This is a genomic window from Chromobacterium sp. Beijing, assembly GCF_021496765.1.
Lineage (GTDB): Bacteria > Pseudomonadota > Gammaproteobacteria > Burkholderiales > Chromobacteriaceae > Chromobacterium.
Genome location: NZ_CP053750.1, coordinates 1,927,263 through 1,942,032, shown reverse-complemented (window position 1 = coordinate 1,942,032; position 14,770 = coordinate 1,927,263). Strand labels below are relative to the sequence as shown.

General features: G+C 64.9%; 13 protein-coding genes. 6 read left to right on the top strand and 7 right to left on the bottom strand.

What is annotated here, in order from left to right:
* Window positions 1-4: 4 nt before the first annotated feature.
* The 3 genes from HQN78_RS09035 (at window position 5) to HQN78_RS09025 (ending at window position 2,321) form a co-directional block, all read left to right on the top strand.
* Window positions 5-808, top strand: a complete 804-nt coding sequence (locus HQN78_RS09035) for an RNA methyltransferase (RefSeq protein WP_227103699.1) — start codon at window positions 5-7, stop codon at window positions 806-808.
* Window positions 809-837: 29 nt separating this feature from the next.
* Window positions 838-1,398: a hypothetical protein gene (locus tag HQN78_RS09030; protein ID WP_235089085.1), complete on the top strand. Its 561-nt coding sequence runs from the start codon at window positions 838-840 to the stop codon at window positions 1,396-1,398.
* 110 nt (window positions 1,399-1,508) lie between these two features.
* Window positions 1,509-2,321 (top strand): rhomboid family intramembrane serine protease, encoded by an 813-nt coding sequence (locus HQN78_RS09025; RefSeq protein ID WP_235089084.1) that lies wholly within the window; start codon window positions 1,509-1,511, stop codon window positions 2,319-2,321.
* A gap of 20 nt (window positions 2,322-2,341) precedes the next feature.
* On the opposite strand, the gene HQN78_RS09020 is transcribed toward HQN78_RS09025, so the two are convergent.
* The 7 genes from HQN78_RS09020 to trkA form a co-directional block, all read right to left on the bottom strand.
* Entirely contained in the window at window positions 2,342-3,460 is a 1,119-nt protein-coding gene (locus tag HQN78_RS09020) for a 2-methylaconitate cis-trans isomerase PrpF family protein (RefSeq protein WP_107799456.1), read from the bottom strand.
* Between the two features lies 1 nt (window position 3,461).
* A complete protein-coding gene (locus HQN78_RS09015; RefSeq protein WP_235089082.1) occupies window positions 3,462-4,685 on the bottom strand; it encodes a multifunctional CCA addition/repair protein in 1,224 nt (407 codons plus the stop codon).
* A gap of 15 nt (window positions 4,686-4,700) precedes the next feature.
* Window positions 4,701-5,648 (bottom strand): complex I NDUFA9 subunit family protein, encoded by a 948-nt coding sequence (locus HQN78_RS09010; RefSeq protein ID WP_235089080.1) that lies wholly within the window; start codon window positions 5,646-5,648, stop codon window positions 4,701-4,703.
* Between the two features lie 198 nt (window positions 5,649-5,846).
* Window positions 5,847-7,742, bottom strand: a complete 1,896-nt coding sequence (locus tag HQN78_RS09005) for a lytic transglycosylase domain-containing protein (protein WP_235089079.1) — start codon at window positions 7,740-7,742, stop codon at window positions 5,847-5,849.
* An 80-nt stretch (window positions 7,743-7,822) separates the two neighbouring features.
* Complete coding sequence (locus HQN78_RS09000; protein WP_227103684.1) at window positions 7,823-9,277, bottom strand: TrkH family potassium uptake protein; 1,455 nt, start codon at window positions 9,275-9,277, stop codon at window positions 7,823-7,825.
* A 3-nt stretch (window positions 9,278-9,280) separates the two neighbouring features.
* Window positions 9,281-9,673, bottom strand: coding sequence for a VOC family protein (locus tag HQN78_RS08995; RefSeq protein ID WP_235089779.1), 393 nt, complete (start codon window positions 9,671-9,673; stop codon window positions 9,281-9,283).
* Between the two features lie 2 nt (window positions 9,674-9,675).
* A complete protein-coding gene (trkA, locus tag HQN78_RS08990) occupies window positions 9,676-11,049 on the bottom strand; it encodes a Trk system potassium transporter TrkA (protein ID WP_235089778.1) in 1,374 nt (457 codons plus the stop codon).
* Window positions 11,050-11,232: 183 nt separating this feature from the next.
* Here trkA and HQN78_RS08985 point away from each other — a divergent pair, with 183 nt between their 5' ends.
* The 3 genes from HQN78_RS08985 (at window position 11,233) to HQN78_RS08975 (ending at window position 14,675) form a co-directional block, all read left to right on the top strand.
* A complete protein-coding gene (locus HQN78_RS08985) occupies window positions 11,233-11,964 on the top strand; it encodes a glutathione peroxidase (protein WP_107799452.1) in 732 nt (243 codons plus the stop codon).
* Window positions 11,965-12,112: 148 nt separating this feature from the next.
* Window positions 12,113-13,507, top strand: a complete 1,395-nt coding sequence (locus HQN78_RS08980) for a dihydrolipoyl dehydrogenase (RefSeq protein WP_235089078.1) — start codon at window positions 12,113-12,115, stop codon at window positions 13,505-13,507.
* A 517-nt stretch (window positions 13,508-14,024) separates the two neighbouring features.
* Complete coding sequence (locus HQN78_RS08975; RefSeq protein ID WP_235089077.1) at window positions 14,025-14,675, top strand: DUF1120 domain-containing protein; 651 nt, start codon at window positions 14,025-14,027, stop codon at window positions 14,673-14,675.
* The last annotated feature ends 95 nt before the right edge of the window (window positions 14,676-14,770 follow it).

The window sequence follows — 14,770 nt, the reverse complement described above, 5'->3', positions numbered from 1 at the left end:
ACACATGTCGTACATCAGCAAAACCATCACTTCCGCCCATAACGACGAAATCAAGCAATTGGCGCGCCTGGCGCAAAGCCCGCGCGAACGCCGCAAGCAACAGTTGATGTTGCTGGAGGGCATTCATCTGACCGAGTCCTGTCTGGACGCCGGCATCGTTCCCGAGCGGGTGTATCTCAACGAGGCGGCGCAAGCGCATCCTGAGGTGCAGGCCTTGTTGCGGCGCCTGAGCGCGCCGACGGTCGTGGTCACGGTGCCGGAAGCGGTGTTGGCCAAGGCCACCGCGCTGGCCAGCGCCGGGGAATTGCTGGCCTTGTGCCCGCGGCCGCAAGCGCGGCCCTGCCCGGAAGCCGCGTCGCGGGTGATGCTGGAGGATATCCAGGATCCGGGCAATCTGGGCACCATTCTGCGGTGCGCGGCGGCGGCTGGCGTCAGCGAGCTGATGTTGTCCAAGGGCTGCGTCGACGTCTATTCGCCCAAGGTGCTGCGCGCCGGCATGGGCGCGCACTTCGTGCTCAATATCCACGAGCAGGCCGATCTTTGCGCCGAACTGGCGCGCTACGACGGCCGCAAGCTGGTCACCCATCTGGAAGGCTCGACTTCTTTGTACGCGCAGGACCTGCGCGGACCGGTGGCTTTCGTGTTCGGCAACGAGGGCGCCGGCGTCAGCGCGGAGGCGCTGGCTCTGGCCGATGCGCGGGTGCGGATTCCGATGCCGGGCCACGCCGAATCGCTGAATGTGGCGATGGCGGCGACAGTGTGTTTGTTCGAGCGGGTGAGGCAGCTGGAGACGGATTTCTCATCCTGAGCATTGAGAACGCTGGACTAGGGGGATATATGACTAGGTTCGCGCTGGCGGAGCGCATTCTGCCCAATTATCAGTTTGTCGAGACGCATTCCCGCATTCTGGCCGCCGATGCGGCCTCGACGCTGGACGCGGTGCAACGCGTCGCGCCGGCGGACGACCCTTGGGCGCGGCGCTTCATGGCGCTGCGCGAACTGCCCGGCCGCCTGAGCGGCGCCTTGCCCGGCAATCGTCCGCCGTTCGGCATGCACAGCTTCACGCCGCTGGCGCGCGACGGCGATAGCGAATTGACGCTGGGCCTGGCGGGCGCCTTCTGGCGCGCGGACTTTGGCCTGCGCGAGATCGGCGGCCTTGAGGATTTCATGGCTTTGAATGAGCCGGGCGTGGCCCGGCTGTTGCTGAGCTTTCACTGCGAAACCGTCGCCGAAGGCGTGCGCCTGTCGACTCAGACCCGCGTGCATTGCCCCGATGCGGGCACCCGTTGGCGTTTTGCGCCGTACTGGTATCTGATTCGTCCGGTCAGCGGCCTGATCCGCCGGCGCATGCTGCGGCAGGTGGAGCGGGAGTTGTTGCGCGACCCGGCAAGGGCTTGAAGCCTTGCGCATGAAAATTGAGTAGCGTTTGATTTTTATTTTGCCTGGTTTGCTTTATCATGCGCCGGAGATATTTAAACGGCAAATTGAAACAAAGGAAACCAGCACAGATGAATGAGACCGCGCTTGATTCTTCCTCATCCCGCTTCGGCGGGCTTTCTTCTTTTCTGCGGCAGCAGTGGGCCACCATCGGCCTGGTGCTCGCCAATCTGATCGTTTACGTCTGGATGGGCGCCTCGGGCGTTTCCTGGACCGAGCCCGATCCCGAGCAACTGGTGAGCTGGGGCGCCAATCTGGCGCCGTTCACCTTGAGCGGCGAAAGCTGGCGGCTGTTGAGCAGCATGTTCGTGCACGGCGGCGCCATGCACCTGCTGCTCAATATGTATATGTTGCTGCTGATCGGTCCCTTGGCGCAGAAGCGCTTCGGCGGCATCGGCTTTCTGGCGATTTATCTCGCCACCGGCCTGACGGCGGGCCTGGTCAGCGCCTGGTGGTACGGCACGCATCCGGTGACCAATCTGCTGATGCAGAGCAGCATCCGCCTGGTGGCCAGCGTCGGCGCGTCCGGCGCCTTGATGGGCCTGGCCGGCGCGCTGTGCGTGGCCGGCCTCAGCGACGCCGACATGGGCGGCTCGCAGGGCAAGGCCTTGGCGCAAGTGGTGCTGCTGAACCTGGGCATGGGTTTCATGGTGTCCGGCGTGGACCAGGCCTGCCATATCGGCGGCCTCCTGGCCGGCTTGCCCTTGGGCGTGCTGGGCTGGCTGCGCCTGCGTCCGCTGCCGCGGCTGTTGATGTTCGCGGCCTTGGCCGGCGCGGCGGCGCTGGGCGCGCATCAGGCGAGCCAGGCGCTGGGGTCCGAAGATCTGAGCGAGTTGGCGGCGCAGCTGCGTCAAGCGCCTGCCGCGGAGCCCGCGCAGCCTTGACGCGGCGGCCCGCTGGCCGGCTAGTCCAGCGGGATGTAGACTTCGCCGCGCATCAGCGGCCTGGCGGTGCGGGTCATCACCACTTCGCTGATGGTCCAGCCGTATTCGTCCGAGTGGCCCAGCACCGCTTCCACCGTTTGTCTGCCGCTGGCGTGGCTGAAGGTCAGCGGCATGCCGCGCACCGGCGCGCCGGCCACTTGCTGCGGCAGCGTGCCTTCGGTGGCGCAGGCGCAGGCCAGCGCGATGGCGCCGGTGCCGGTGTAGGCGTGGTGCAGCGAGCGGCCGGAGGTCAGGATGCGGGCGTTGATCTGGCAATCCTCGTCCCGGCTTTCCGATAGCAGGCTGATCCGCGGCGAGCCGGGCCGTTCCCGCCGGGCGGCGAAAATGTCGGGCGCCAAGCCCATGACCACGGCGGCGATTTCCCGCGCCCACTCCAGCCGGTGGCGCGCTGTCTCAGGCAAGGCCGCCATTTCTTCGTCGCCCTTGAGGCCGAAGTCCCGGGCGCGGACGAACACCGTGGGATTGCCGGCGTCCACCAGGGTGGCTTCCACCCGGCTGCCGTCCGGCAGCGTCAATTCGTCCACCAGCTTGCCGGTGGGGTAGAGTTCGCCGGAGCTGCCGCCGGCCGGGTCCAGGAAACGCAGCCGGATCGGCGCGCCGGGAAAGGCGACGCCGTCGATGCGGTAGTCGCCTTGCCAGACCGGCTGGCCGTGCATGATTTCCAGTTCGGCGACGATGCGCTTGCCGACATTGGCTTGCCAGATGCCGATGGAGGCCACGCCGTCGCGCGGCTCCACCAGTTTTTCCATCACCGCGAACAGCGGCACTGCGGCGCTGAGGTTGCCGCAGTTGCCGGACCAGTCTATCAGCGCGTGTTCTATCGACACGTGGCCGAACAGGCAATCGACGTCGCAATCGTCGCGCCGCGACGGGCTGAGTATCATCACCTTGCTGGTGCTGGCCCGGCCGGTGCCCAGGCCGTCGATCTGCTTGCCGTGCGGGTCCGGGCTGCCGATGGCGCGCAAGAGCATGCGTTCCCAGGAGGAGGTGTCCTCGGGCAGCGCGTCGGCGCGGATGAACAGACCCTTGCTGGTGCCGCCGCGCATCAGCGTGGACGGCAGACGGTAGATCGCGGCCATGTCAGTGCGTCTCCAGTTGCTCCTTGCGGACGGCGATGGCGCGGGTCCGGGCGCGATCTATCGCTTCCGGCAGCGTGCGCTTGTCTTCCCACTGGCGGGCGATGCCGCCGGCGTCCACCGCCAGCGCCGCGTCCAGCAGCGCGGACAGGTAGTCCGCCTGCGGATAGGGCCGGTCGTGGAAGCCCAGGCGTCCGCGCGCGTCCGCGCGGCAGGCGTCCAGCATCAGCAAGAAGCGTTCCGGCCGCCGCAAGGCGTCGGTTTGCTTGAACAATCTCAATATTGTGCTTGGCTTCAATTCGAAAGCACAGTGTACTTTGGTATGGCTCAACAGCGTGACGCGCGCCAGGTCGCGGCAGTCGGCCGGCACCCGCAAACGCTGACACAGCGTCAGCAGCGGGGCTTCGCCGGCGGCCTCGTGGCCGATGTGGCGCGGCAGCACGTCCGCCGGCGTCAGCGCCTTGCCCAGGTCATGGGTCAGCGCGGCGAAGCGCGCCGCCAGCGGCAGGCCTTGCTCGGCGGCGCAGTCCAGCGCCCGCATCACGTGGTCGCCGGTGTCGATTTCCGGGTGGTGGTCGGCCCGCTGCGGCACGCCGAACAGCGCGTCCAGCTCCGGCAGCACGCGGGCGAGGGCGCCGCAGGCGCGCAGGACCAGGAACATGCGCGACGGCCGCTCCTCCATCAGGCCCTTGGCCAGCTCCTGCCACACTCGCTCCGCCACCAGGGCGTCGGCTTCGCCGTCCGCCACCATTTGCCGCATCAGCGCCATGGTGTCCTCGGCCACGGCGAAGCCGAAACGGGCGGCGAAGCGCGCCAGCCGCAGGATGCGCACCGGGTCTTCGGCGAAGGCGGGGCTGACGTGGCGCAGGACGCCGGCCTCGAGGTCGCGCCGGCCGTGGTAGGGATCGATCAGGCTGCCGTCCGCCGCCTCGGCGATGGCGTTGATGGTCAGGTCGCGTCGGGCCAGATCCTGCTCCAGCGTCACGTCCGGCGCGGCGTAGACGGCAAAGCCGTGGTAGCCCTTGCCGGTTTTGCGCTCGGTGCGCGCCAGCGCGTATTCCTCGTGGGTGTCCGGGTGCAGGAACACCGGAAAGTCCTTGCCCACCGGCTTATAGCCCAGCGCCAGCATCTCTTGCGGGCTGGCGCCCACCACCACCCAGTCGCGGTCTTTCACCGGCAGTTTCAGCAGGCGGTCGCGCACGGCGCCGCCGACGATATAGCATTGCATTGATCCGTTTCCCGTTCAGCGCGCGATCTGGCGGCGGTAGGCGGACATCTGCAGATTGAATTCCTCCGTGCCCAGCAAGGCCGGCGCCAGCGCTTCCAGCGCCGTGGGGCTGAAGCCCAGCAGAGCGGCGGGGAAGGGCTGGTCGCTGACATTGTCCACGCTCAGCGAGCGCACATTGTCGCGGCTGATCAGCGCGGGACCGGGCAGGCATTCCATCAATGCGGCCTGCAGCATGGCCAGGCCCTGCGGCAGCGCGATCACCGGGCGCGGCTTGCCGATATGGCGGCCCACCAGGCTTACCAGTTCGGCCAGCGTGTAAACGCCGGGGCCGGCCAGGTCCAGGCTTTGGCCGATGGCGGCGCGGCGCGACAGGCAGGCCGCCACCGCGTGGGCGACGTCGCCGGCCCAGATCGGCGCGAAGCGCGTCTTTGCGCCGGCCAAGGGCAGAAAGGGCGCTTTGCGCAGCAGGCCGGCGAACATATTGAGGAAGCTGTCGCCGTGGCCGAACACCACGGACGGCCGCAAGAGGGTCCATTCCAGGCCGCTTTCGCGCACGCGCGCCTCGGCGCGGCCCTTGCTTTGCTGGTACAGGCTGGGGCCGCGCTCGTCGGCGCCCAGCGCGCTGATGTGGATCAGCCGGCGCACGCCCTGGCTGCGGCAGGCCGCGATCACCTTCTCGGTCAATTGCACATGGGCTTTGTCGAACTGCGCGGCGCTGCCGTGCAGGATGCCCACCATATTGATCACCGCGTCATGGTCGGAAATCAGTTGTTCCAGCGCTTCCGGACGGTGGATGTCCGCTTCCACCAGCTGCGCGCCGGGCAGCACCAGCAGCGAGGCCTTGGCGCGTTCGCGCCGGCGGGTGGCGATGGTCAGCTGGCAGTCTTGTTCGGTCAGCCGTTCCGCGATGTAGCTGCCGATGAAGCCGCTGCCGCCGATGACGCAGATGCGTTGATAAGTCATGGGTTCCCTTTCTTCGAGCCTGTTCAAAGCCTGCTGCGCGTTGGCGATACGGCGTTAAAAACGATTTCGAAATGCTCATGCACCGCATGTACATTCCGCTTTCTCTATCGTTTTTGTCTCGCTCTCGCTCGCTAGCCCTTGAACAGGTTCTTTATGGTACTTGTGGGAGGGCGCGCCGCCCTTGGGCGGCGCAGGCTTTCAGCGGGACGGCACCACGCCCATCCGGTTTTTCAGCGAGATGTTGGCGTGGCCGAAGGTGCTGGAGTAATAAGCGGCGTTGGCCATCACTTTCTGCACGTAGTCGCGGGTCTCGGTGAAGGGGATGGTTTCGGCATAGATGGTGCCGTCCAGCGTGCGGTCCGCCTGCCAGGCGCGCGCGCGCCCCGGGCCGGCGTTGTAGGCGGCGGTGGCCATCACTTCGTTGCTGGACAAGCTGTCCAGCACGTAGCGCAGATACCAGGTGCCCAGTTGTACATTGGTTTCGATGTCGTTGACCGCGTATTGGCCCAGGCCGATTTTCTTGGCCACCCATTTGGCGGTGGCCGGCATCAGCTGCATCAGGCCGGAAGCGCCAACGCCGGAGCGCGCCATGGTGATGAAGCGGCTTTCCTGGCGGATCAGGCCGTAGATCCAGGCGTCGTCGATGTCCAGTTGCTTGGCGTAGCGCTGGGTGACGTCGCGGTAGGGCGTCAGGTAGCGCAAGGAGTAATCGTGTTCTTCCTTGGTGCGTTCGGCGCTGTAGATGGCCATATCGTAGAAGCTGGCGCGGCGGCCCACTTCGGCGGCGGCCAGCAGTTCGATGTCGCTGCGGTTGCGCATCGCCCAGCGCCATTCGCGCTGCGCGTCCGCGCGGAACTCGGGCTTGACGTGGCGTTCGGCCAGCTCCAGCAGCGCCAGCGCGCGTTTGATCGCCGGTTCCTCGCTCATCTGCTTGATGTCGTCCTTGGCCGGGCCGCTTTTGCTGGCCGGGGTGGACAGGCTGTTGCCCAGTTCTTCCAGCGACAGCAGCGCGTAGTAGTTGTGGCCGATGCTGGCCTGGCTGAACAGCGGCGTCGCCTCGTTCTGCCGGCCCAGCTGTTGCAGCGAGCGGCCGCGCCAGTAGCGCCAGGCCGGTTTGGCGCTGACGGTGACAGGCATGGCGCGGATGATTTTCTCCAGCTGGGTCCATTGCTCCAGGCGCAGCGCCGAGCGCGCCCACCATTCCCATTGCTCGGAGGTCAGCTGGTCGGCGTCGGCCTTGTCGAACCACTGCAGCGCTTGCGCCGCCTGCTGTTTGCGCGCGGACAGCAGCGCCAGTTGGCCCCAGGCGAAGCCGGCGCGTTCCTTGCTCAAGGACTTTTCGTGATCGAGCAGTTTGCCCAGGCCGTTGCTGATATTGGCCTTGCCCTTGATCACGATGTCGTAGACCGCCGCTTCCTGGCCGCCGGGGGTCGACAGATCGGCGTTGGCCGGCTTGCTGAGCGCGGCGTTGTCCAGCGGCAGGCCGGTGTTGGCGGCCAGTTGGCGCGCCTGGCTCAGGTAGTTGCCGGCCAGGAGCAGGCGGGCGCGCTGCCACAGCCAGTCGCGCTTCACGACGCCGCGGCGCGCGGCCTCGGCGATCAGGCGGTTGCAGCCTTCCGGCAACGGACGGCTTTCCAGGAAGCGGTCCAGATCCGTCGGCGCCTTGCCCTGATTCAGCTCGTTGAGCTGACCGTAGCAGCTGGATTCTTCGTCCCGGCCTTCCAGCGGCAGTTTTTTCCACTCCGCGGCGAAGCGGCTCCAGCTTTCGCGCGCGGCCAGCTTTTTCAGCCATTCGTTGCGCACGCGCTCCGGCATCAGGCCTTCGTCCACGCGGGCCAGGAAGTTCTGGGCCGGGCCGTCGTCGTCGCCGTCCAGCGCCTTGAGCGCCAGCCAGTAAGCCGGGTAGTCCTTCAAGGGGTAGTTGGACGGCATGCCGCCCGCCAGGCTGGCCAACTGGCCCAGCTTGTTGCCGCGAAAGGCGTCGCGGGCGGCGATCAGTTCGTCGTCGGCGCCGGCGAAGGCGGGCAGGGCGGCCGTCAGCGCCAGGCTGAGGGCGAGCATGCGGCTGGGGGCGGTGAATGTCATAGGGTTCATGATCCGGTTTCGTCTTTATTATCCGGCGCGGGGCGCCGCTTTGGTTCAGACCCGCGCGCGGCGGGTAAATTCTTCGCGTCCTATTTGCGCCAGAAGGCCGGCGTGAACAGGATCAGCAGGGTAAACACTTCCAGCCGGCCCAGGAGCATGGCCAGGCTGCAAGTCCATATCTGGAAGTCGGACAGCGACGCGTAGTTCGACGCCGGCCCGACCACGCCGAGCCCGGGCCCGGCATTGTTGATCGAGGCGATCACCGCGGTGAAGGCGCTGAGAAAATCCAGGCCGCTGGCGATCAGCGCGAAGCTTAGTATCACTATGCACATGCAGTAGACAAATATGAAGCCCATTACCGACAGCATCACGTCTTGCGGCACCACTTTGCCGCCTATTTTCACCGGGCGCACCGCCGCCGGATGCAGCAGCCGCGTCATTTCATTGACGCTTTGCTTGCTCAACATCAGGGTGCGCACCATCTTGATGCCGCCGCCGGTGGAGCCGGAGCAGGCGGTGACGCTGGACAGGAAGAGCATCCACAATGGCACGAAGATAGGCCAGCGCGCGTAGTCCACGCTGGCGAAGCCGCTGTCGGTGGCGATGGAGATCAGATTGAAGCTGACGTGGCGCAGCGCGGTGGGGAAGTCGTAGACGCGGTGGGCCCACAGATAGGCGCTCATCGCCAGAATGCTGCCCAGCAGCAGCCACAACATGGCCTTGGCCTCCGGGTCGCGCAGATAGGCGCGCAGCGAGCGCTGACGCAGCGCCAGGAAGTGGGTGGCGAAGTTCATCGCGCCGACTATCATGCCGAAGCTCAGGATCAGTTCCACCGGCAGGGAGTCGAATGCGCCCACGCTGCTGTCCCGGGTGGAGAAGCCGCCCAGGGACAGCGCGGCGAAGGCGTGGCACACCGCGTCCAGCCAGCTCAGGCCGGCGGCTTTCAGGGCCAGGGCCACCGCCAGCGTCCAGCCGCTGTAGACCAGCCACAGGTTCTTGGCGGTTTCGGTGATGCGCGGCGCCAGCTTGCTGTCCTTCATCGGCCCCGGCGTTTCCGCCTTGTACAGCTGCATGCCGCCGATGCCGAGGATGGGCAGGATGGCCACCGCCAGCACGATGATGCCCATGCCGCCCATCCAATTGAGGAAGTGGCGCCAGAAGTTGAGCGAGGCCGGCAGGGCGTCCAGGCCGCTGATCACGGTGGAGCCGGTGGTGGTGAGGCCGGACATCGCCTCGAAGAAGGCGTGGCTGAAGGACATGTCCGGCCGCGCCAGCATGAAGGGGAAGGAGGCGGTGATGGCGAAGCCCACCCACAGCGTGGTGACCAGGATGAAGCCGTCGCGCGGCTTCAGTTCGCGCTGGTAGCGGCGGGTGGCGGACCACAAGGCGAGGCCGATGGCCAGGCCGGCCACGGCGGCGGTGACGAAGGTGTCCAGCGCGCCGTCGCGGTACAGGATGGAGACCAGCGCCGGCGCGAGGAAGGTGCAGGAGAACAGCATGATCAGCTTGGATAGCACATAGAGGATGGCGAGTATCTTGCGCATGTCTCAGTCCCGCGGCTGGTAGAACTCGAGCGGCAAGCCGTCCGGATCCGCGCAGAAGAAAAAGCGCGCGCCGGTGTATTCGTCCACGCGGACATCCTCCACCTTCACGCCCTCGGCCAGCAGGCTTTGGCGACAGGCGGCGAGATCGGCGCAGGCGAAGGCCAGGTGGCGCAGGCCGCAGGCCTCCGGCCGCGTGGGGCGCGGCGGCGGCGAGGGAAAGCTGAACAGTTCCAGCTGGCCGCCGCCCGGCGCGGCCAGGTCCAGCTTCCAGGACTGGCGCTCGGCGCGCCAGTGCTCGGCCAGGATGGGCAGGCCGAGGACGCGGTGGTAGAAGTCGCGCGAGCGGGCGTAATCGGAGGCGATGATCGCCACGTGGTGCAGGCCGGTCAGATGCATGGTCACAGAAAGCCCAGTTTGACCTGAATGAGTTTTTCCACCTGGCGGATCACCCGGCGGCGCGACAGGAAGATGATCAGATGGTCGCCGTTTTCCACCGTCAGATCGTGGTGCGCCATCAGCACCTGTTCGCCGCGGATGGCCGCCACGATGTGGCTGCCGTGCGGCATGTCGATCTGCTCGATGCGGCGGCCGGTCAGCCGCGATTGCTGCGCGTCGCCGTGGATGATGACTTCCATCGCCTCCGACGCGCCGCGGCGCAGCGGGTGCACCGCCTCCACGTCGCCCTGGCGGATATGGGCCAGGATGGAGCCTATGGTGGACAGGTGGGGCGAAATCACGATGTCGATGCGGTGGCCTTCCAGCAGGTCCACATAGCTGGTGCGGTTGACCAGGGCCACCACCCGGCGCGCGCCCATGCGCTTGGCCAGCAGCGTGGACATGATGTTGTCCTCGTCGTCGTTGGTCAGCGCGCAGAACACATCCATCTCGTCCACGTTCTCGGCGTCCAGCAGCTCTTCGTCGGTGGCCTCGCCGCGCAGCACCAGCGCGTGTTCCAGCCGTTCCGCCAGCCATTGCGCGCGTTCCGGCCGCGCTTCTATCACTTTGACGCTGAAATCGTTCTCCAGCAGCTTGGCCAGCCGGTAGCCGATATTGCCGCCGCCGGCGATCATGATGCGCCGCAAGGGCCGCTCGCTGAAGCGCAGCTCCTTGAGCATGGCCTGCACGTGCTCGCGCGCGGCGACGAAGAAGACCTCGTCGCCTTCCTCCAGCACGGTGTCGCCGTCCGGCACCAAAAGCGTGTCCCGGCGGTGGACGGCGCAGACGCGGCAATCCGCGTCCGGCATGTGTTCGCGTATATGGCGCAGCGGCATGCCCAGCAGCTTGCCGCCGGAGTGGGCGCGGGACACCACCAGTTGCAGCTTGCCGTCGGCGAAGTCCAGCACTTGCAGCGCGCCGGGGTAGGTGAACAACTGATAGATGTGGTCGGTGACGATCTGTTCCGGACAGATGGCGGATTCGATGCCGAAGTGGGCGAGCGGATCGCCGTGCTCGGATTCCAGGTAATCGCTGGAGCGGATGCGGGCGATGCGGGTGGGGATGTTGAAACAGGCTTCGGCCATTTTGCAGGCCACCAGATTGGTTTCGTCGTCGCGGGTCAGCGCCAGCACCATGTCGCTGTCCGCCGCGCCTGCATCGGCCAGCACCTGAGGATGGGCGGCGTTGCCGGCCACGGTGCGGATGTCCAGCCTGTCCTGCAGCTGTTTGAGCCGCGCGGCGTTTTGATCCACCACTGTGATGTCGTTGTTTTCCGAAAGCAGGTTTTCCGCCACATTGGCGCCGACCTGTCCGCCGCCGAGAATCAGAATCTTCACCGCGTTGGCCTGATTGTTGGTTTGTTTATGCAATTTTAACGGTTAGCGCGGCCGCTTGCTTGTCGATTAAAAAAGCAAATCAGCAGCCTTGCCACAATCAATTAGACGAATTTGCTCTTAGCTATCAGAATGCATCCATCGATTTATTAAACCTGTCAGTCAATCCAAACAAGGAGTCTCGCCATGTTGCAAAACCGTGAAGGCCAACGCGTACCGAATGTCACTTTCCGTGTTCGTGACAACAACGAGTGGAAAGATGTCAGCACCGCCGAACTGTTCGACGGCAAAACCGTAGCGGTGTTTTCGCTGCCGGGCGCGTTCACCCCCACATGTTCCTCCACCCACCTGCCGCGCTTCAATGAGCTGGCGCCGGCCTTCTTCGCCAACGGCGTGGACGCCATCCTCTGCGTATCGGTCAACGACACCTTCGTGATGAACGAATGGGCCAAGGATCAGGAAGCGCAGAACCTGGTGATGATCCCGGACGGCAACGGCGATTTCACCGCGGGCATGGGCATGCTGGTGGACAAGCAGGACCTGGGCTTCGGCAAGCGCAGCTGGCGCTACTCCATGCTGGTGAAGGACGGCGTGGTGGACAAGATGTTCATCGAGCCGCAAGAGCCGGGCGATCCGTTCAAGGTGTCCGACGCCGACACTCTGCTGGACTACGTCAATCCCAGCGCCAAGAAGCCGGACCAAGTGGTGGTGTTCTCCAAGACGGGTTGCCCGCACTGCGCGCGCGCCAAGGCGGTGCTGAGCGAAAACGGCTACGACTTCGTCGAAGTGCCGCTGGACAACAAGGTGCGCGGCAAGGTGCTGGGCGCCGTGGCCGGCAAGATGACCGCGCCGCAGGTGTTCATCAACGGCCAACTGATCGGCTCCGCCGACGAAGTGGAAAAGTACTTCTCCAAGTAAGCCTCAACCGTGTTCGTCCCCGGTGGCTCGGGCCCTGATGCCACCGGAGTTGTTGCGGGCCGGATGCTCCGTCCGGCCCTTTTTTTACCGGGATACGAGACGGCATGCCCAGCGTGCCGTGCCGTATCCCGATACCGAAAGGAATGAAATGCATACCTTGAACATCGATGTCGCCGTGATCGGCGCCGGCACCGCCGGCCTCGCAGCCTACCGCGCCGCCAAGGCTCGCGGCGCCAGCGCCGTGGTGATTGAAGGCGGTCCTTACGGCACCACTTGCGCCCGCGTCGGCTGCATGCCGTCCAAGCTGCTGATCGCCGCCGCCGAGGCCGCGCACGAACTGCGTCACAGCGCGCCTTTCGGCGTGCATGTGGACGGGGACGTGCGCATCGACGGCCGCGAGGTGATGGACCGCGTCAAGCGCGAGCGCGACCGTTTCGTCGGCTTCGTGCTCAAGGGCGTGGAAAGCATTCCGCCGCAAGACCGGCTGCGCGGCTACGCGCGCTTCATCGACAACACCACCTTGCAAGTGGACGAGCACACGCTGGTGCAGGCGCGCCGCGTGGTGATCGCCACCGGTTCCTCGCCCTTGATCCCGCCGCCGTTCCAGGTGTTCGGCGACAGATTGATCATCAACGACGATGTGTTCGATTGGGACACGCTGCCGGACAGCGTGGCGGTGTTCGGCCCCGGCGTTATCGGTCTGGAACTGGGGCAGGCGCTGTCCCGCCTGGGCGTCAAGGTGCGCGTGTTCGGCCGCGGCGGCGGCGTCGGCCCGCTGTCGGACCCCGCTGTGCGCGACTACGCCAGCCGGGCGCTGGGCCGGGAGTTCTATCTGGACCCGGACGCCAAGGTGCTGGAAATGGGCCTGGTCGACGACAAGGCGCAAATCCGCTACGTCAATCTGGACGGCGAAGAAGTCTGCGAGCGTTTCGATTACGTGCTGGCCGCCACCGGCCGGGCGCCCAATGTGCGCGGTCTGGCGCTGGAAAACGCCGGCCTGGAACTGGACACGGGCGGCGTGCCCAAGTTCGATCCGCGGACGCTACAGTGCGGGAATTCGCCGATTTTCATCGCCGGCGACGCCAACAACATCCTGCCGCTGTTGCACGAGGCCGCCGACGAAGGCAAGACCGCCGGCGACAATGCCGCGCAGTATCCGGCAGTACAGCCCGGCCTGCGCCGCTCCAGCATCGCCGTGGTGTTTTCCGATCCGCAGATGATGATGGTGGGCAGCCGCTTCGCCGATTTGCCGGCGGATGGCTTCGTGGCGGGCGCCGTCAGTTTTGAAGACCAGGGCCGCAGCCGGGTGATGGGCGTCAACCAGGGTCTGCTGCATGTATACGCCGAGCGCGGCAGCGGCCGCTTCCTGGGCGCGGAAATGATAGGTCCGCGCGCCGAGAACCTGGCTCACCTGCTGGCCTGGAGCCATCAGCAAGGCCTGACCGTTACCCAGATGCTGGAGATGCCCTTCTATCACCCGGTGATAGAAGAAGGCTTGCGCACCGCGCTGCGCGACGCCGCCGCCAAGCTGGCGCAAGACTGAGTCTTGCCGGCGGCATTCCCAAGCGGGATGTCGCCGTTTTTCCGCCCGTCCATGGTCCCCGCCATGGCGGGCTTTTTTGCGTCTGTCTAAGACCCGCTAACCAAACCCCTGATCCTGTGTTGCGCCTCCTTGTCGTACGGCTGGCGCTGCCTGCGTCGGCGCGCCTTGGCTCAGCTACGCTGCGCGGCTTGTTAGCGGCTCTAAGTGGAAGACCATGAGGTAAATCCTCAACAATTCTAAATATTAATATATTAATTATTTAGATTTGTTGATTTTTTTGAAGTGATGTGACTGAGGTTTGTTGTGCGTTTTTTATTTGTGAATATTGAAATGAAATTGGTGTGCTTGTTGTTTTTTTAGGAAAAATCCTATTGTAGGCATTCTTACGAAAAAGCAAGATGACCTCGCCGCGAATCAATAAGCGGATGTCGCCGGAATGGGGCGGCTGTCTTGCAAGAAAACATCGTTTAATGCGAATGATTTGATTGCGAACTTTCATCTAATTGGAGGTTGAATCGTGAAGAAGCAGAATATGATTTTGGTGGTGGCCACGGTTTTTGCCGGAGCCGCTCAATGGGCTTCGGCAAATAGCGCAGATTTGCTGATTACCGGCAAGCTGGTGCCGCCCGCGTGCACGCCGGCTTTGAGCGGCGGCGCGGTGATTGATTATGGCAATATCCCGGTGTCCAACCTGAGCAATCGTGACGCGTACACGCTGGAAGATCGCAATGTCAGCCTGACGGTGACCTGCCAAGAGGATACCGCGCTGGGCATCCGCATCACCGATGCCCGCGCGGAGAGCAAGCCCTTGCTGGTTAGCGAAATCCCGAGGCCGACTAAGCCTTCCGGTAGCCATGCGGTCGCTAGCCTCAACGAGCAAACCATGGGTTTGGGGAACGATGCGGAGGCGGGAAAACTGGGCGTTTGGTGGCTGAGCATGGAGTTTGACAAGCTGAAGGCAACCAATAGCGCGAACGCGGAGGTGGGCGATACCAAACTATTGTACTCGTCTAATAATGGCTCGAGTTGGGGGGAGACGAATACCACTCCGCTTAACTCGCATTATGGCGGCGCCAATGTCACCACTTTCGCCATCAAAGGAAAAACGATCGATACCCCTGCGGTAGCCTCCGTACATGAGTTCCCCATGGTGGTGGGGCGGCATTGAACACCAAGGGGCGCTTGAGCGTGAAGGACGACACCAAACTGGACGGCAAGGGTACTTTCACTATTTATTACCAGTGATTGGGTTACGCGAGTCGG

Coding starts and splice junctions, on each gene's coding strand:
- HQN78_RS09035 (WP_227103699.1), top strand. CDS start 5: ATGTCGTACATCAGCAAAACCATCACTTCCGCCCATAACGACGAAATC.
- HQN78_RS09030 (WP_235089085.1), top strand. CDS start 838: ATGACTAGGTTCGCGCTGGCGGAGCGCATTCTGCCCAATTATCAGTTT.
- HQN78_RS09025 (WP_235089084.1), top strand. CDS start 1,509: ATGAATGAGACCGCGCTTGATTCTTCCTCATCCCGCTTCGGCGGGCTT.
- HQN78_RS09020 (WP_107799456.1), bottom strand. CDS start 3,460: ATGGCCGCGATCTACCGTCTGCCGTCCACGCTGATGCGCGGCGGCACC.
- HQN78_RS09015 (WP_235089082.1), bottom strand. CDS start 4,685: ATGCAATGCTATATCGTCGGCGGCGCCGTGCGCGACCGCCTGCTGAAA.
- HQN78_RS09010 (WP_235089080.1), bottom strand. CDS start 5,648: ATGACTTATCAACGCATCTGCGTCATCGGCGGCAGCGGCTTCATCGGC.
- HQN78_RS09005 (WP_235089079.1), bottom strand. CDS start 7,742: ATGAACCCTATGACATTCACCGCCCCCAGCCGCATGCTCGCCCTCAGC.
- HQN78_RS09000 (WP_227103684.1), bottom strand. CDS start 9,277: ATGCGCAAGATACTCGCCATCCTCTATGTGCTATCCAAGCTGATCATG.
- HQN78_RS08995 (WP_235089779.1), bottom strand. CDS start 9,673: ATGCATCTGACCGGCCTGCACCACGTGGCGATCATCGCCTCCGATTAC.
- HQN78_RS08985 (WP_107799452.1), top strand. CDS start 11,233: ATGTTGCAAAACCGTGAAGGCCAACGCGTACCGAATGTCACTTTCCGT.
- HQN78_RS08980 (WP_235089078.1), top strand. CDS start 12,113: ATGCATACCTTGAACATCGATGTCGCCGTGATCGGCGCCGGCACCGCC.